At 60.3% G+C, this 14,373-nt stretch carries 21 protein-coding genes; 7 read left to right on the forward strand and 14 right to left on the reverse strand.

Features of this window, described 5'->3' with window-relative positions:
- Nucleotides 1-103: 103 nt before the first annotated feature.
- The 10 genes from trmD to ffh all read right to left on the reverse strand — a co-directional run bounded on the left by trmD (nt 104) and on the right by ffh (nt 6,404).
- Complete coding sequence (gene trmD, locus ACR0NZ_RS13040) at nt 104-913, reverse strand: tRNA (guanosine(37)-N1)-methyltransferase TrmD (RefSeq protein ID WP_480519411.1); 810 nt, start codon at nt 911-913, stop codon at nt 104-106.
- Nucleotides 910-1,725 (reverse strand): hypothetical protein, encoded by an 816-nt coding sequence (locus ACR0NZ_RS13045; RefSeq protein WP_480519413.1) that lies wholly within the window; start codon nt 1,723-1,725, stop codon nt 910-912. Before ACR0NZ_RS13045 ends, trmD begins: the two co-directional genes overlap by 4 nt.
- On the reverse strand, nt 1,725-2,228 hold the full coding sequence (gene rimM, locus ACR0NZ_RS13050) for a ribosome maturation factor RimM (RefSeq protein WP_480519415.1): 504 nt from the start codon (nt 2,226-2,228) through the stop codon (nt 1,725-1,727). Before rimM ends, ACR0NZ_RS13045 begins: the two co-directional genes overlap by 1 nt.
- Complete coding sequence (locus ACR0NZ_RS13055) at nt 2,221-2,370, reverse strand: hypothetical protein (RefSeq protein ID WP_162896811.1); 150 nt, start codon at nt 2,368-2,370, stop codon at nt 2,221-2,223. The genes rimM and ACR0NZ_RS13055 overlap by 8 nt, the downstream gene beginning before the upstream one ends.
- Nucleotides 2,371-2,376: 6 nt before the next feature.
- The gene (gene bluB, locus ACR0NZ_RS13060) at nt 2,377-3,012 is read right to left on the reverse strand and encodes a 5,6-dimethylbenzimidazole synthase (RefSeq protein ID WP_480519417.1); all 636 of its coding nucleotides are present in this window, start codon (nt 3,010-3,012) and stop codon (nt 2,377-2,379) included.
- A 12-nt stretch (nt 3,013-3,024) separates the two neighbouring features.
- A complete protein-coding gene (gene rpsP / locus ACR0NZ_RS13065) occupies nt 3,025-3,414 on the reverse strand; it encodes a 30S ribosomal protein S16 (RefSeq protein WP_209506119.1) in 390 nt (129 codons plus the stop codon).
- Nucleotides 3,415-3,509: 95 nt separating this feature from the next.
- Entirely contained in the window at nt 3,510-3,806 is a 297-nt protein-coding gene (locus ACR0NZ_RS13070) for a chorismate mutase (protein ID WP_209506121.1), read from the reverse strand.
- Nucleotides 3,803-4,345 carry a GNAT family N-acetyltransferase gene (locus tag ACR0NZ_RS13075; RefSeq protein WP_480519419.1) on the reverse strand — a complete coding sequence of 181 codons (543 nt, stop codon included), beginning with the start codon at nt 4,343-4,345 and terminating at the stop codon, nt 3,803-3,805. Before ACR0NZ_RS13075 ends, ACR0NZ_RS13070 begins: the two co-directional genes overlap by 4 nt.
- Nucleotides 4,342-4,896 (reverse strand): GNAT family N-acetyltransferase, encoded by a 555-nt coding sequence (locus ACR0NZ_RS13080; protein WP_480519421.1) that lies wholly within the window; start codon nt 4,894-4,896, stop codon nt 4,342-4,344. The genes ACR0NZ_RS13075 and ACR0NZ_RS13080 overlap by 4 nt, the downstream gene beginning before the upstream one ends.
- Nucleotides 4,896-6,404 carry a signal recognition particle protein gene (gene ffh, locus ACR0NZ_RS13085; RefSeq protein ID WP_480519423.1) on the reverse strand — a complete coding sequence of 503 codons (1,509 nt, stop codon included), beginning with the start codon at nt 6,402-6,404 and terminating at the stop codon, nt 4,896-4,898. Before ffh ends, ACR0NZ_RS13080 begins: the two co-directional genes overlap by 1 nt.
- 258 nt (nt 6,405-6,662) lie before the next feature.
- On the opposite strand from ffh, the gene ACR0NZ_RS13090 reads away from it, so the two are divergent.
- A complete protein-coding gene (locus tag ACR0NZ_RS13090) occupies nt 6,663-7,550 on the forward strand; it encodes a sulfotransferase domain-containing protein (protein WP_480519425.1) in 888 nt (295 codons plus the stop codon).
- A gap of 3 nt (nt 7,551-7,553) precedes the next feature.
- Here ACR0NZ_RS13090 and ACR0NZ_RS13095 read toward each other — a convergent pair whose 3' ends face one another.
- Nucleotides 7,554-8,069, reverse strand: coding sequence for a hypothetical protein (locus ACR0NZ_RS13095; RefSeq protein ID WP_480519427.1), 516 nt, complete (start codon nt 8,067-8,069; stop codon nt 7,554-7,556).
- A gap of 87 nt (nt 8,070-8,156) precedes the next feature.
- Here ACR0NZ_RS13095 and ACR0NZ_RS13100 point away from each other — a divergent pair, with 87 nt between their 5' ends.
- Nucleotides 8,157-8,687: a prolyl-tRNA synthetase associated domain-containing protein gene (locus ACR0NZ_RS13100; protein WP_480519429.1), complete on the forward strand. Its 531-nt coding sequence runs from the start codon at nt 8,157-8,159 to the stop codon at nt 8,685-8,687.
- Here the strand turns inward: ACR0NZ_RS13100 and ACR0NZ_RS13105 are convergent, their stop codons facing one another.
- The gene (locus tag ACR0NZ_RS13105) at nt 8,688-9,425 is read right to left on the reverse strand and encodes an aspartate/glutamate racemase family protein (RefSeq protein ID WP_480519431.1); all 738 of its coding nucleotides are present in this window, start codon (nt 9,423-9,425) and stop codon (nt 8,688-8,690) included.
- Between the two features lie 72 nt (nt 9,426-9,497).
- Nucleotides 9,498-10,079, reverse strand: a complete 582-nt coding sequence (locus tag ACR0NZ_RS13110) for an FMN-dependent NADH-azoreductase (RefSeq protein WP_480519433.1) — start codon at nt 10,077-10,079, stop codon at nt 9,498-9,500.
- Between the two features lie 119 nt (nt 10,080-10,198).
- Here ACR0NZ_RS13110 and ACR0NZ_RS13115 point away from each other — a divergent pair, with 119 nt between their 5' ends.
- The 3 genes from ACR0NZ_RS13115 (at nt 10,199) to ACR0NZ_RS13125 (ending at nt 12,527) form a co-directional block, all read left to right on the forward strand.
- Nucleotides 10,199-11,077: a LysR family transcriptional regulator gene (locus ACR0NZ_RS13115; protein WP_209506137.1), complete on the forward strand. Its 879-nt coding sequence runs from the start codon at nt 10,199-10,201 to the stop codon at nt 11,075-11,077.
- A complete protein-coding gene (locus tag ACR0NZ_RS13120; protein ID WP_480519435.1) occupies nt 11,074-11,988 on the forward strand; it encodes a DMT family transporter in 915 nt (304 codons plus the stop codon). Before ACR0NZ_RS13115 ends, ACR0NZ_RS13120 begins: the two co-directional genes overlap by 4 nt.
- A 125-nt stretch (nt 11,989-12,113) precedes the next feature.
- Nucleotides 12,114-12,527, forward strand: a complete 414-nt coding sequence (locus ACR0NZ_RS13125; RefSeq protein WP_480473917.1) for a universal stress protein — start codon at nt 12,114-12,116, stop codon at nt 12,525-12,527.
- On the opposite strand, the gene ACR0NZ_RS13130 is transcribed toward ACR0NZ_RS13125, so the two are convergent.
- Nucleotides 12,524-12,859, reverse strand: coding sequence for an ArsR/SmtB family transcription factor (locus ACR0NZ_RS13130; RefSeq protein ID WP_480473915.1), 336 nt, complete (start codon nt 12,857-12,859; stop codon nt 12,524-12,526). The two genes, ACR0NZ_RS13125 and ACR0NZ_RS13130, sit on opposite strands and share 4 nt — an antisense overlap.
- Nucleotides 12,860-12,943: 84 nt before the next feature.
- On the opposite strand from ACR0NZ_RS13130, the gene ACR0NZ_RS13135 reads away from it, so the two are divergent.
- On the forward strand, nt 12,944-13,855 hold the full coding sequence (locus ACR0NZ_RS13135; RefSeq protein WP_480494686.1) for a DMT family transporter: 912 nt from the start codon (nt 12,944-12,946) through the stop codon (nt 13,853-13,855).
- 184 nt (nt 13,856-14,039) lie between these two features.
- Complete coding sequence (locus ACR0NZ_RS13140) at nt 14,040-14,372, forward strand: AtpZ/AtpI family protein (RefSeq protein WP_480473911.1); 333 nt, start codon at nt 14,040-14,042, stop codon at nt 14,370-14,372.
- The last annotated feature ends 1 nt before the right edge of the window (nt 14,373 follow it).

Genomic DNA, 14,373 nt, shown 5'->3' on the forward strand with positions numbered 1-14,373 from the left:
AAAACGCAGCGCTTTCAAACGTGCATATTTTGGAAGATGATCAACTGCAAATAGAATTCTGGCAAACACAGAACCTGCGGCATGTCTGCAACAATTCGGTCTGTCACTCAGACGAATCCGACCGGGATTTTGCATAGTCGGCCCAGATATCCGGGCGCCGCTCGCGGGTTATATCCTCAGCCATCTTGTGACGCCATTCGGCGATGCGGCCGTGGTGGCCCGACATCAGAACCTCGGGTATCGGGCGGCCTTTCCAATCTGCCGGGCGGGTGTATTGCGGATGTTCCAGCAGGCCCGAGGAAAAGCTTTCCTCTTCGGTCGAGGCCTGATTGCCCAGAACGCCGGGGATCAGGCGCACCGTGGCATCGATCAGGGCCTGCGCCGCAATCTCACCGCCGGTCATCACGAAATCCCCCAACGAGACCTCCTGCACACCGTAATGCTCCAGCACGCGCTCATCCACGCCTTCGAACCGGCCACACAGCAGGGTCATGCCATCGCAGCGCGCAAGGTTCTGCATCATGCGCTGGTCCATGCGCCGCCCGCGCGGGCTGAGGTAAATCAGTGGCCAGTTGCCCTGAATGCCCGCCATGGTGTGCTCGATGGCTTCGCCCAACACATCGGGCCGCAAAACCATACCCGCGCCGCCCCCGGCTGGCGTGTCATCCACGTTGCGATGTCTGCCGACGCCGAATTGCCGCAAGTCCACGGTTTCCAGCTGCCACAACCCCTCTTGCAGGGCCTTGCCGGTCAGGCTTTCTCCCAGAACGCCAGGAAAGGCGGTTGGGAACAGGGTGATGATCTTGGCTTTCCAGACGCCGTGCAAGTCCGGGGTGGGTGTTATCAACTCACGCGGTTTCAGCGTGGGCCGGATCGCCTTGCGACCATGGGATTTGCCGGGTTTGTCAGTCATTTCTGGCGGGCCAGTTCATATTGGGCGGTTCGAATCAGGGCCTTTTTCTGAGTGATCAACGCCGTTTCGTCCAGCGATGATCGGTTCAGGGCCAGCAGTTCCCTCAGAACGTCGTCGGAAAGCTGAGGGCTTTCATGCGCGGGCTTCACTAGCCGCGCCGATTTCGCGTGTGGCAGGCCAAGAAATTCGGCAAACGGTGCGCCCAGTCCAAGGTGGTGACCTTTCAGCGCTTCCATCCACGCGGTCCGTACCGTGACAGTTGGCAACCGGTCCATAATCCGGTCCGCCGTGTCCTGTAGCGATGGCAGATGCGCAAGATCGGCGCAAAAGCCGTCCAGGTCCTGAACCATGCGCGACAGGTGAAGATCGTGGGCCCAAAGGCTGCGCAACCACGCATCGCGATTGCGCAACGACAGGTAGACGGTGATGTCGGTTTCTTCGCCCACCAGACGGCGGCGCAGCACGCTGACGACCGTTTCCGCCAGTTCGGGTGCGGCTCCGTATCCTTCGCTTTTGTTCCTGCTGGGGCGCAGGCCCAGAAAATTCTCCTCGCTCAGGATCAATCCCCGGCGTGCTCCGAAATCCAGACCGTCGAAAAACGTGTGCAGCTGACCGCCAAACCCTGCCAGCGTGTCATCCAGACGATAGATCGAATGGCGCGTGGCCGCTTCGTTCAACCCGGCCTTGCGGGTCTTATACGGAAGGACCAGCGCGAAATGCGGCCAGATCAGCTCGCGGTTTTCGTGCAGAAAGGACTGTGCTGCCGTCATGCCGGTCTTGTGAAAACCCAGATGCAGCAGAACACGTCGCATCAGATTAGGCCTTCGGGCGGGTCGGCCACGATGCGGCCCTGTTCCAGATCGACGGTTGGCACCACCTGCATCGTGAACGGCAGCAGAACCGTCGCCTTCAGGCCCGGCCCGTGTAGTTCCAGCAGGTCCGTGGCCCCGTGGTTCTGCACGGATTTGACCTTGCCCAGCAGGGTGCCGCCGGTGTCATAGACCTCAAGCCCAATCAGGTCTGTGTGGTAGAACTCGTCATCGGGCAACGAGGGCAACTGATCGCGCCGCGCAAACAGGCGCAAACCGTTCAGGGCATCCGCCTGTTCCTTGGTTTCGACGCCGCCAAGACGGGCGGCAAAACCGTTCTTGATCGTACGCGTCAGAACCACTGGATAGCGTTCCTTGCCGGATTCATCCGTCAGCGGCGAATACGCCTCGATATCTTCGGGAACGGCGCAGAAGCTTTTCAGGCGCACTTCACCGCGTACACCATAAGACCCCGCGACGCTGCCGACGCAGATCAGATCACTCATTGGCAGCCCCCGTCGTCAAACAGATCCCGTTTCTCCATTCGCCAAGCCCGTTGCAGGCTTCGCGCTGATTGTTGCGCTCAAAGAACACGCCCACAATAAAGGCGATCAGCAGCAGAATGGGAAGGCGTATCAATCCGAACATTTGGCGCTACCTTGTTTCGATCTTCAGGCTGTCGGCCCGGTTTTCCCAGCCAACCTGTTCAAGTTCGGGGGTGTCAGATATCTGTTCCGGCCATCCGACACAGAAATACCCGATCAGACGCCAGTTGTCCGGTACATCCAAATCGCGCGCCATCTGTTCGGGGTCCAGAATGGATACCCAGCCCAACCCCAGCCCCTCAGTCCGCAGGGCCAGCCAGAACAGGGTGATGGCAGAGACCACGGAATAGCGCCGCATCTCGGGCATCGAGCCCGCGCCAAGACCCATCCCCTTGTCGGTACTGTCGTCGCAGAAGACGGCCAGTTGCACCGGCGCTTCCTGCATCCCCGACAGTTTCAGGCGGCTGTAAAGCTGCGCCCTGTCGCCGGAATAGCCCGCCAGGGCATCATCATTGGCGGTTTGGAAATTCCTTAGCGCCGCAGCCCGGGCCGCTGCGCTATCGACGCGGATCACGCGCCAGGGTTCGCTTAGCCCCACGGATGGGGCCAGCCGAAACGCGTCGAGGCAGCGCGCAAGCACTGCCTCGTCTACCGCGTCGCCGCGGAACCGGCGCACATCGCGCCGGAGCCGCAACAACAGATCGAACTGCGTGCGAAATGCGTCAGTAAAGGTCTGATCCCGCACGCTTCGGCCTGCTTATTCTTCTGCAGCCGCTTCTTCAGCCGGTGCAGCAGCCGCTTCGGCAGCTTCCGCAGCCTTTGCAGCTTTCTCTTCCGCGCGTTCCTGAGCTTTCTTGCCCGGTGTGCCCTTGTTGGGGTTGTTGCGCTCGGCCTTGTCACGGGTGCCGGCAGCTTCCAGCATACGCGCGATACGGTCGGTGGGCTGGGCGCCCTGATCCAGCCAGTGCTGAACGCGTTCCATGTCCATTTTCACACGCTCTTCGCTGTCTTTCGGCAGCAGCGGGTTGTAGGTGCCCAGTTTCTCGATGAAACGGCCGTCGCGCGGCATCCGGCTGTCAGCCGCGACGATGCGGTAAAACGGACGTTTTTTCGAGCCTGCGCGGGCGAGACGAATTTTCATTGCCATGGTGGTATCTCCTTTGAATGGCATCACGCCGGAGGCGTGTATTTGATTGGCCGGTGTGTTTTCCGGTTAATTCTGATGGTTGCTGAACCTCTGGTTCACCCTTGGTGTTTCCTGTGGTGTCGGATGACTTCCTGAATGATGAAATTCAGAAAAGCCTTGGCGAAATCGGGGTCCAGATCGGCCTCTTTCGCCAGGTCTTCAAGCCGTGCGATCTGCGTGGCCTCACGCGAGGGATCGGACGGGGGAAGGTTGTGTTCGGCCTTGAGCTTGCCAACGGCCTGTGTGTGTTTGAACCGCTCGCCCAGCGTATAGACAAGGATCGCATCCAGCCGGTCGATGCTTTCGCGATGCTCTTTCAGCAATGCAGCCGCGCGTGTCACGGGGTTGTTCATTGGCCGGTCCTTTCGGGTGTCGAAACGTCAATCTTGGGGTGCCGCCACACCTGGCAGGGCTGGCCCAGCAGTTCGGCATTGTCACGCTCCAGCGTTGCGCCCAACCGTTCGGCCAAAGCGCGCGATCGATCGTTTTCGTGGGCGATATACGAAATCACCCCGTTCAGGCCCTGATGCCGCGCCGCATAGGACCGTGCGGCAAGCGCCGCCTCATAGGCAAAACCTTTACCTTCGAAATCTTCCATCACGGTCCAGCCCAGTTCAGGCTCGTCCCAGCCGGGGGCGTCAATCAGGCCGACGCCGCCAGCGAACCGACCGCTGGATTTATCGGTCAGGTGCCAGAGGCCAAATCCTTTCAACGCCCAGTGCCCAAGGCGTCTGGCCAACATGCCCCAGCTTTCCAGCGCGTCCCGGGGTCCGCCCACCAAATGGCTGCGCTCGGTCGCAAAGAATGCGGTCAGCGCAGGCAGATCATCCAGATGCGGCGCGCGCAGGATCAGGCGTTCGGTTTCAACGGTGGGGATGGTGAACGCGGTCATGCGTAGGCCTCCATCCCGCCATTCTCCAGATCCGCAGGCGCGGGGTGCCGCCAGATTTCGGACCTGCCGAATTTGGGGTGGTCATAGTGATACTCGAACTGCGCGCCCAGCCGTTTCGCCACGGCCTTGCTGGCAAGATTGTCCCGATCAATCAGCGAGATCGCCGTTTCCCACCCCAGAGCATCATACGCATAGGAACGTGCGGCGAGTGCTGCCTCGGTCGCGTAACCCTTGCCGGTGGCGTGGTTCATCAGTGTCCAGCCGATTTCGGGTTCGGGCCAGCCTTCGGGGCACCAAAGCCCGATCCGCCCGACATAAGTGCCCGAGGCTTTTTCCTCGGCACTCCAGAACCCGTAACCGCGCAGGGACCAGTGGCCCAGCAGCGAAGCGATCAGTCGCCAAACCTCATCCCGGCGCAGTGGTCCACCGACGAACTTCGCCGCATCGCTGGCAAAAAACGCGGTATCGGCGTCCAGATCAGCCTCGGACGGCGCGCGCAGGATCAGGCGCTCGGTTTCAAGTCGGGGGATATGTTGGGCGATGGCGTTCATTACTTCTTCTTGCCAAACCCGCTCAGGCCCTGAGGTAGCCCCATGCCGCCGCCCAGACCAGGCAGACCGCCGGGCATCTTGCCGCCCATCGCTTTGGCCGCCTGTTCCAGTGCCTTGGGGTCCATGCCGGCAGCCAAGTCTTCGTGGCTGGGGCCACCTTTGCCGAACATGCCCTTCATGGCCTGTTTCAGCATCTTGCCTTTGCCCATCTTTCCCATCTTTTTCATCATGTCCGACATCTGCCGGTGCATCTTGAGCAGCTTGTTGAGGTCGCTGACCTCCATCCCCGAACCGGCTGCAATCCGTTTCTTGCGGCTGGCTTGCAGCAGTTGCGGGTTGGCGCGTTCGCGTTTGGTCATGGACTGGATCAAGGCGATCTGCTGGCGCAGGATCTTGTCGTCCAGACCCGCCTGATCCATCTGCTTGGCCATTTTGCCCATGCCCGGCATCATGCCCATCATGCCCTGCATGCCGCCCATCTGGATCATCTGTTCCAGCTGCATCTTCAGGTCGTTCATGTTGAACTGACCTTTGACCATGCGCTTCATCATGCGCTCGGTCTGTTCCATCTCCATCGTTTCCTGGGCCTTTTCGACCAGGGCAACGATGTCGCCCATGCCCAGAATACGTCCGGCGATCCGGTCCGGCTCGAAGGTCTCCAGCGCGTCCATCTTCTCGCCCAGACCGACAAAGCGAATGGGCTTGCCGGTGACCGCGCGCATAGACAGCGCCGCACCACCGCGCCCGTCCCCGTCCATCCGGGTCAGGACCACGCCCGAGATGCCGACCTTGGCGTCGAATTCTTCGGCCACCTCAACGGCGACCTGACCGGTCAGGCCGTCAACCACCAGCAGGGTCTCGCGCGGGTCAACCGCGTTGCGGACCTGTTCGACCTCGCCCATTAGCACTTCGTCGATATGCAGGCGACCGGCGGTATCCAGCATGTAGACGTCATAGCCGCCCAATGTGGCTTGCTGCTTGGCGCGCTTGGCGATGTCGACGGGTTTCTGGCCCGGTACAATCGGCAGCGTGTCAACGCCGACCTGCGCGCCCAGAACCGCCAGCTGGTCCATCGCCGCCGGGCGATAAACGTCGAGCGAGGCCATCAGGACCTTCTTGCCCTCTTTCTCTTTCAGGCGCTTGGCCAGTTTACCGGTGGTGGTGGTCTTACCCGAACCCTGCAGACCGACCATCAGGATCGGGGCAGGCGGGTTGTCGATCTTCAGCTTTCCGGGGTCTTCCTTGCCGCGCAGGGTATCGACCAGCGCGTCATGCACGATCTTGACGACCTGCTGACCGGGGGTGATCGACTTGGTCACCGCCTGACCGGTCGCCTGGTCCTGCACCTTCTTGACGAATTCACGCGCCACCGGCAGCGAGACGTCGGCCTCAAGCAGGGCAACGCGGACCTCGCGCAGGGCGGTCTTGACGTCTTCTTCAGACAGGGCACCCTGTTTGGTCAGCCGGTCAAAGACGCCGGAAAGGCGTTCGGATAGATTTTCAAACATGCCTTCGGCCTCCTTAGCCGGTTATCTGATGGCGCGTCCTAGATAGGATGCGTCGGTTAAATGCACAAACGCCCCCACGGGCGAAACTCGCTGGTGGGGGGCGATCCCTGAACGACTCAAGGGACCGGAAGATCAAGACGCTTCCGGATGTTTGGCGGTCATCTACGCCTCTGGGCGCTGCGAGTCAAGGCAAACGCTTTGAGCATCTGGCCACTTGGTGTAGCGTCCAAAGGTCGGGGTCAGTTTTGGAGTTTGGTCATGAGTCAACCATTGCCGCAGCGCACCAGGGATTATGTCGGTGAAGTCACGAATACCGATATCTGGTCCGACTTCGTAATCCGTCCCGACGACATCTTTGTCTGCACGCCTCCCAAATGCGGCACCACGTGGACGCAGACGCTGGTACGAATGCTGATCACCAAAACCGCGGATCCAGCCGTGTACAACAACGCGGTCTCACCCTGGCTCGATTGCGGGTTCAGAGATCGTGAGGAGCAGGACAGAATACTTGCCGCACAGACGCACAGACGGTGCATCAAGACCCACACGCCATTGGACGGGATCACCTATTCACCGGATGCGACCTATCTGGTGGTGCATCGTCATCCGGTTGACGTGCATTTCTCGCTGCGCCGCCATGTGGAAAACATGAAAGACGACTGGCTGGACTACCTGTTTCCCGATGATCTGTCCGAAGCCTTCGCGATGTTCCTCGACCGGCCCGCCTCGTCAAAGGGCACCGACGATCTGACGCTGGCCTCATACGTCCACCATTACCGTTCATTCTGCGCGTTCCGGCATCTGCCAAACATCCATTTCCTGCATTACGCCGAACTCAGCCGCGATTTGCCGGGACAGGTGGCGCGGATCGCAAACATCTTGGGGACCGAGATCGCAACAGAAATGATCGACGATATCGCTGAGGCCGCAAGCTTTGGTTCCATGAAGGAAAACGCCCGGCGCGCTTCGCAGCAGCCCGGTTTCAAAAGCGCGTTTCAGGATTACGCGCAGTTCTTCTCGTCCGGGACCAGCAACAAATGGGAGGGCAAGCTGACCGCCGATGACATGGCCCGATACGACGCGCGCCTGTCCGAAATGGTGACACCGGCCGATCGAGCCTGGCTGGAGCACGGACAAGTCCTGTAATCGTCAGGCCTGTTCCTTCGTGTCTTCCTGCTGCGCGGGCAGCCATGCGTTGACCGCGTCAACCAGTTTATGCGCGCCGCGCCCGTTCGAGAACGCATCGACAATCGGATGACGCCCTTCGCTCATTCCCTTGTCCAGCACCAGAACCGGGCGATACAGCGTCGAACTGCTGCTGTCGCTGCGGAAAGTCGAGCTTTCAACTTCGGCATGGGACAGGCTGGACAGCTGATGCTCGACCGCTTCATAGCCAAAGACAGACTGCCTGCGGATCAGAATGCGGTTCTTTGTGCGGTCCAGAATGACCTGAACCCGCCGCACGAAAACGCAGAACGCCCCGACACCTAGCCCGCCGCCGATTAGTGCAAAGAACAGCCCGAACCAGATATTCTCGCCGCCGTCACTGACCATGGCCAGACCTGCGCCGACAAAGGCCAGTATGAAAAAGACCAGCATGATCCCGATGAACCAGGGCGTGTCGGCAAGGATCAGTTGGGTCGGAGTGTTTCGTGTGACTTTCATGGCGGCACGCTAGCACCGTTTTCTGCTCCGCCCCAGCTTGAATTCGCCGCCATGTTGCGCGATGAGCGCTACAAACAGGAGGGCCCCATGGACGCATCATCCACATTTCAGGATACATTGCCGCTCAGTTCTGACGCGCTGTTGGCGCAGCTGGATGACTGGGGGCTGCCCTACCGCCTGCATACCCATGTTCCCTTGCGTACGGTCGAGGACTCCAAGGCCGTGGAAGGCCAGTTCATGGTGCCGGGCGAGAACGCGTTGCGGGTCAAGAACCTGTACCTGCGCGACAAGAAAAAGCGCAACTACCTGGTGACGCTGGAACAAAGCCGCGAGATTGACCTCAAGGCGCTGGGCGCAGAACTGGGTGTCGGCGCCCTGTCCTTTGGGTCGGCAGACCGGCTGTTGCAGAACCTTGGTATTCGCCCCGGCGCGGTCAGCCCGCTGGCGATGATCAACGGTGTGCAGAACAATGTGCAGTTCTTCATGGACGCCGCCGCCCAAGGGGCCGAGGTGATTTATATGCACCCGTTGGTCAATGACCGTACCGTTGTGATGAAACAATCCGACGTGATGGCGTTCTTCGATCGCATCGGTTGCACCGTTATGTGGCTGCCCTGATCACTCTAGCGCCAGTTTCAGCGCGGCGGCGACATGCGCGGCGGACGGGTTGATGAACAGGTGCCCGTCGGCCTCGAATACCGGGTCATCCAGATGCTTTGGAAAGGCCAGCGGCAGCTCGGTACAGGCCAGCAGGATGGCGGTTCCGGGACGGGCATGTTTGTTGCAAAAGGCCAGCAACCTTGCCCGGGCCGCATCAGAGGCACCACCGTAGAAATCACTGTCGATCATGGCCTGCATCTCGGAAATCTCGGGGTCGGGCAGCCGCGCATTCGCGGTGATGCCCTCGGCCGCCAGACGATCCGCATAGTTGGTGGCCTGCATCGTCACGGTTGTTCCCAGCACCAATGCGTTTGTCACGCCTGTGCTGGCCGTGGCCTCTGCCGTTGCATCGAAAATGCTGAGGATGGGCATGGAAACACCCTGTCTGATCGCGTGCAGCCGCGCGTGCGGGGTGTTGGACGCTATGATGCCAAAATCGCAGCCTGCGCGCTCCAGCGTCAGCAGCGCGTCGCGAAACACCGCATCAAACGCCGCCCAGCTGGCTTCGTCCCCCGCGACACCCCGCAGGGCGCGGGTCTTGGCCTGTGTGACAGATTCGATGGTTATGGCAGGGATCGGCAGGGGCGCGCCGTGGCCGCGCGCCGCAAAGTGACGCCCGGCACCTTCGGCAATGGCCCTGTAATAGTCCACGGTCGAGGCCCAGCCCACACCGCCCAGAATTCCGATCTTCTTCATGCGCGCCATCCAGTCCGCCAGTTCCATCTGACCAGCAGACTGGACGTTTCAGGGCTTAATGACCAGTGGCGATCAGGCCGCCAGTTCTGTTACCGCCTTTTTGGCGCTTTCCAGCGCGGCTTCGGGGTTCACCGCCATCTGATCCGCGGCGATGATCGCTACATCATGGATGCCGATAAAGCCCAGAACGTGACGCACATAGTTGGTGGCAAAGTCGATCTCGGATCCGACAGCGGTACCGCCCGACGCGATTGCCAGAATGGCGCGTTTACCCTCCAGCAACCCTTTTGGGCCGTTCTCCGAATAGGAAAAGGTCAGGCCCGCGCGGGCGACCAGGTCGATCCAGGCCTTGAATGCAGCGGGGACCGAGAAGTTGTAGATCGGCAGGCCGATAACGATGGTATCAGCCTCTTGCAATTCGGTCACCAGCGCGTCCGAAAGGGCCAGCCGGTCGCGTTGCAGGTCGTCGCGCTGCTCGGCCGGAGTAAAGTTGGCGGCGATCCAGTCTTCGGTCAGCAGGGGCAGGGGGGTGGCCAGATCTCGGCGGACGATGCGGGTGGCACCCAACTGCCGGACAATGCGGTCAGACAGGTCGCGGGTGGTCGAACCCGCGCGGCGGGCAGAGGCGTCTATATGCAGGATGGTTTTAGCCATTTTTCGGGTCCTTTAGGTCAGGGAAATCTTGTTCTGATCCCAATATGGCTGTTGCGTTTGCGAACAAAACTCGGATACATCAACAGCTATTGTTAGAAATTGCACAGAGCGGTGTGACGATGGACAATTGGGATGAGGTGCGGACCGCCTATCAGGTGGCGCGCATGGGAACCGTCAGCGGCGCGGCCGAGGTTCTGGGCGTGCACCACGCCACAGTGATCCGCCACATCGACGCGATCGAGGCCCGGTTGGGTGTCAAACTGTTCCAGCGCCACGCGCGGGGATATACCCCGACCGAAGCGGGCGACGATTTGCTGCGCGTGGCGCAGGCCACAGAAGACCAGTTCAACCAGCTTGTCGGCCGGATGAAGGGGCGCGGTGACGATGTATCGGGTGAACTGGTGGTGACGTCGCTGGGCTCCATCGCGCCTTTGGTGGTGCCGACGCTGACCGAGTTTCAAAAGATGCACCCCGAGCTGATCGTGCGCTACCTGACCGGAGACCGCCTGTTCCGGCTGGAATATGGCGAGGCGCATGTTGCAATCCGTGCGGGATCGGCCCCGGATCAGCCCGACAACGTTGTGCAACCTTTCCGGCAGGAAGAAGTCGGCCTCTATGCCAGTACTTCGTATATCGAACGGCACGGCAAACCTTCGGGCATCGAGGATTTCGGAAACCACCACTTCGTCAGCTCTGACGATGAAAGCAGCCGTGCGCCGTTCACCCGGTGGCTGCGCAACACGGTATCCGCCGACCGCATCACCTTTCGCTGCACCAACAATTTCTGTATGCGCGAGGCCGTTCTGGCCGGGGCCGGTATCGGCTTTATGGCCCGTTGGGAGGCCGCCCGTCATGACACTCTGGTCGAAGTGATCGACCCGCTTCCGGAATGGTTCGGCAACCTGTGGCTGGTGACCCATGTGGACCTGCACCGAACGACCAAGGTGCAAGCGTTCCTGAGTTTTCTGAAAGAAGCCTCCAAAGGCTGGTGTCCATGAACCCGCAGATGCGTGGCCATCTAGCCATGCTGGCCTTTTCGGCCCTTGTCGCAGGCAGCTTCTCGCTGGGGTCGATGATTGCCAACGAAATTGCTCCGGCGGCCTTGAATGCGGTGCGCTTTGCCATTGCGGCTGTGGTGATTGGTGTGGCGGCACTGGCGACAACCGGTCTGCCCCGCAGTGCCGCACAGGCGCCCTGGCGGTATCTGGTGCTGGGCGGGTTGTTCGCCACCTATTTTGTCCTGATGTTTTACGGGCTGCAAACCGCCCCGCCGGTCAGCGCTGCCGCGGTTTTCACCCTGACCCCCGTTGTCTCGGCCATTGCGGGCTGGGTCCTGCTGCGCCAGATCACCACGCCGCGCATGGCAATGGCCCTGACCATCGGTGCGATTGGGGCGCTATGGGTGATCTTTCGGGCCGACTGGCAGATGTTCCGCGCCTTCCAGATCGGCGAGGGCGAGATCATCTATTTCTGGGGATGCGTCGCGCACGCGACTTACACCCCCATGATCCGCAGACTGAACCGCGGAGAACCTGCCCTCGTGTTCACGTTCGGTACGCTGGTTGCCGGGTGCCTGTTATTGGTCCTGTTCGGCTGGTCTGACCTGAAAGCGACCGATTGGGCAGCCCTTCCCGCCATTGTCTGGATCGGGTTGTTCTATATCTCATTCTTCGCAACGGCGGCCAGTTTCGTCCTGGTGCAGTTCTCCTCGCTCCGGCTGCCGTCGGCCAAGGTCATGGCCTATACCTATCTGGTGCCAAGCTGGGTGATCCTGTGGGAAATCGCGCTGGGCAAACCAGTCCCGACGGGATTGATCCTGGGCGGTGTGGCGCTGACGGTCATTGCGCTGCTGATGCTGCTGAAAGAAGAGGCCCCGCGCTCCATTCCCCAACGCCGGGCAGCTGAGTAACGCCGCTCCCGGTCTGAAACCGGTACAGATTGCCCACGAATTCCAAAAGCAGAATCTGTTGAGCCAGATCAAGGCAGGCCCTTGGTCTCAGGACTACCTTGGAAGGCGGACAAAAGGAGGAGATTATGTTCAAACATATCATGCTGCCGATTGACCGCCACCTGCCGCCCGAGGTTCGCAAGGCCGCAGATGTCGCCGCGCAGGTGGCAAAATGGCAAGGCGCCAAGATCACTCTGGTCAGTGTCAGCGGGGCCCATATGGGTGCATCCTCGGAAACCGAGGCCGAGATAGACAAGCAACTGGCCGACTTCACCGAACAGCTTGTATCAGAAGGCGCGGGCGAGGTCGCGGTGCGCAAGATACACTCGGTTGATGTTGCTGCCGAAGTGGACAGCGACCTGACCCGCGCGGCGGAAGAGATTGGTGCAGACCTGATCATCGTGGGCACCCACGCGCCCCGGATCACCGACTACATCTTTTCCAGCCACGCCGGATATCTGGCCAAACATGCCAGCATGTCGGTTTTCGTCGTGCGCTAGGCCTCATCCGAGATCGGAAGCTCGACTTCCAGAAACCGTTCGAACGCATCCAGGTTGATGGGTTCGAACTGGCCGAACCCCTGCATCCAGACCGAAGCAGTGCGCAACGCGTCGGGTTCCAGCTTGCACCACTTCACCCGGCCGCGCTTTTCCTGTGATATCAGCCCGGCTTTAGTCAGGATGACCAGATGTTTCGAGATCGCCGCCAGCGACATCTCGAACGGCTCGGCGACATCCGTCACGGCCATATCGTCCTCCAGCAGCATCGCCAGAATGGCGCGGCGGGTGGGGTCGGCAAGGGCCGCGAACACGGTGTCGAGATCGTTGGACATAGGTCTTTCCTAATGGGCGAGAACCCGTTTGACAATTTACCCTATCACGTCACTGTGCAGCGGTGATGCGCAAGGGGGGCGGCTATGGCGCTGAAATACTGGCTGGTGATCTGCGTCCTTGGCATCGGGTGGGGCATGTCTTTCATGTTCAACGCCATATTGCTGCGCGAACTTGGGCCGCTATCCGTATCGTTGGGACGGGTTGCATTTGGGGCTCTGGGCTGTTGGATCTATGTGATTGCCGCCCGTATGCCGGTTCACCTGACACTCGGGCGCGCCATTGGACTGCTGGGGTTCGGGGCGCTCAGCTATGCCGCTCCATTTGCGTTCTATGCGCTTGGGCAGCAGCATATCGCATCCGGCGTGGCAGGGATCGTGAATGCGACAACACCGGCCTTTGCCGTCATCGTTTCGCATTTCTGGCCCGGAAGCGAGCGTGCGACGCTGTTGAAATCCCTTGGCGTCGTGTGCGGCTTCATTGGGATTGTCGTGTTGTCCGTCCCGATTTTGCACAATGGCGAAACATCTCAGTTCTGGGCGGTTCTGCTGACCCTGTGCGCACCCATATGTTACGCGTTTTCTGTCAACATTGCGCGGGCTTTCCGCGACATGCAGCCGGTGGTGCTGGTCGCCCTGGCACTGACAGGGGCGGCCTTGGCAATTTTACCCTTGGCACTTTGGCGTGAAGGCTTGCCGATGATCGAGCGCACTGAAACATGGCTTTCGTTGTTGATGATCGGATTTGTGCTGACCTCGGCCGCTTTCATTGCCTTCTACTGGTTGCTGCCCAGAGTCGGGCCAACCAACATTTCGACTGTCACGCTGATCGCACCGGTTTCCGCCCTGATACTTGGAACCTGGGTTCTGGGAGAAACTCTGCAACCCGAACATTTGATGGGCATGGCGGCGATTTTTGCCGGGCTCTTGCTGATCGATGGACGCCTTGTTCGACGCCTGTGGCCGCAGCTAGCGCGCAAAGATCAACCAAAAGGTTGAATATGGGTTTTGGGGCGATTACTGCCGCTCAGGCCAAAGGCAGGCAATTCGATCGGGCGAGCAAGCCAAAAATAACTGTTTAAAAACAATTTTTTAGCCTGCGTCATTTCACACCATCAACGCCGTTGACTCTGCGCCTTTCGCGCCTTAGCACCATGCGCAAGACAGCGCGAGGATTCCGTCCGTGACCGATGACGACCAAAAGCAGCGTATGGCGCAGCTTGAGGCCAAGATCGAGGCGGCGAAAAAGGCCAGAAAACCGGCTGCCCGCGCTGACAGTGACATATCCGGGGGCGAGCTTGCCTGGAGGATGGTCATCGAAATGGTTTCCGGTCTTGGGATCGGATTTGGCATCGGATACGGGCTGGACAGCCTGCTCGGGACGATCCCGATCTTTCTGGTGCTGTTCACATTGCTGGGCCTTGTCGCGGGCGTGAAGGTTATGCTCCGCAGCGCGCAAGAGGTTCAAGATAAACAAGCGGCCGATATGCAGGCCGAAAAGGACGAGAGGGACTGAA

The organism is Ruegeria sp. AE3, from assembly GCF_056542225.1.

Excerpts from the sequence above, each read along its gene's own strand:
- trmD (WP_480519411.1), bottom strand. The coding sequence starts at position 913 with ATGACTGACAAACCCGGCAAATCCCATGGTCGCAAGGCGATCCGGCCC.
- rpsP (WP_209506119.1), bottom strand. The coding sequence starts at position 3,414 with ATGGCAATGAAAATTCGTCTCGCCCGCGCAGGCTCGAAAAAACGTCCG.
- ACR0NZ_RS13135 (WP_480494686.1), top strand. The coding sequence starts at position 12,944 with ATGGCGCTGAAATACTGGCTGGTGATCTGCGTCCTTGGCATCGGGTGG.
- ACR0NZ_RS13090 (WP_480519425.1), top strand. The coding sequence starts at position 6,663 with ATGAGTCAACCATTGCCGCAGCGCACCAGGGATTATGTCGGTGAAGTC.
- ACR0NZ_RS13110 (WP_480519433.1), bottom strand. The coding sequence starts at position 10,079 with ATGGCTAAAACCATCCTGCATATAGACGCCTCTGCCCGCCGCGCGGGT.
- ACR0NZ_RS13070 (WP_209506121.1), bottom strand. The coding sequence starts at position 3,806 with ATGAACAACCCCGTGACACGCGCGGCTGCATTGCTGAAAGAGCATCGC.
- rimM (WP_480519415.1), bottom strand. The coding sequence starts at position 2,228 with ATGAGTGATCTGATCTGCGTCGGCAGCGTCGCGGGGTCTTATGGTGTA.
- ACR0NZ_RS13105 (WP_480519431.1), bottom strand. The coding sequence starts at position 9,425 with ATGAAGAAGATCGGAATTCTGGGCGGTGTGGGCTGGGCCTCGACCGTG.
- ACR0NZ_RS13095 (WP_480519427.1), bottom strand. The coding sequence starts at position 8,069 with ATGAAAGTCACACGAAACACTCCGACCCAACTGATCCTTGCCGACACG.
- ffh (WP_480519423.1), bottom strand. The coding sequence starts at position 6,404 with ATGTTTGAAAATCTATCCGAACGCCTTTCCGGCGTCTTTGACCGGCTG.
- ACR0NZ_RS13045 (WP_480519413.1), bottom strand. The coding sequence starts at position 1,725 with ATGCGACGTGTTCTGCTGCATCTGGGTTTTCACAAGACCGGCATGACG.
- ACR0NZ_RS13130 (WP_480473915.1), bottom strand. The coding sequence starts at position 12,859 with ATGTCCAACGATCTCGACACCGTGTTCGCGGCCCTTGCCGACCCCACC.
- ACR0NZ_RS13115 (WP_209506137.1), top strand. The coding sequence starts at position 10,199 with ATGGACAATTGGGATGAGGTGCGGACCGCCTATCAGGTGGCGCGCATG.
- ACR0NZ_RS13125 (WP_480473917.1), top strand. The coding sequence starts at position 12,114 with ATGTTCAAACATATCATGCTGCCGATTGACCGCCACCTGCCGCCCGAG.
- ACR0NZ_RS13120 (WP_480519435.1), top strand. The coding sequence starts at position 11,074 with ATGAACCCGCAGATGCGTGGCCATCTAGCCATGCTGGCCTTTTCGGCC.
- ACR0NZ_RS13100 (WP_480519429.1), top strand. The coding sequence starts at position 8,157 with ATGGACGCATCATCCACATTTCAGGATACATTGCCGCTCAGTTCTGAC.
- ACR0NZ_RS13055 (WP_162896811.1), bottom strand. The coding sequence starts at position 2,370 with ATGTTCGGATTGATACGCCTTCCCATTCTGCTGCTGATCGCCTTTATT.
- ACR0NZ_RS13080 (WP_480519421.1), bottom strand. The coding sequence starts at position 4,896 with ATGAACGCCATCGCCCAACATATCCCCCGACTTGAAACCGAGCGCCTG.
- ACR0NZ_RS13075 (WP_480519419.1), bottom strand. The coding sequence starts at position 4,345 with ATGACCGCGTTCACCATCCCCACCGTTGAAACCGAACGCCTGATCCTG.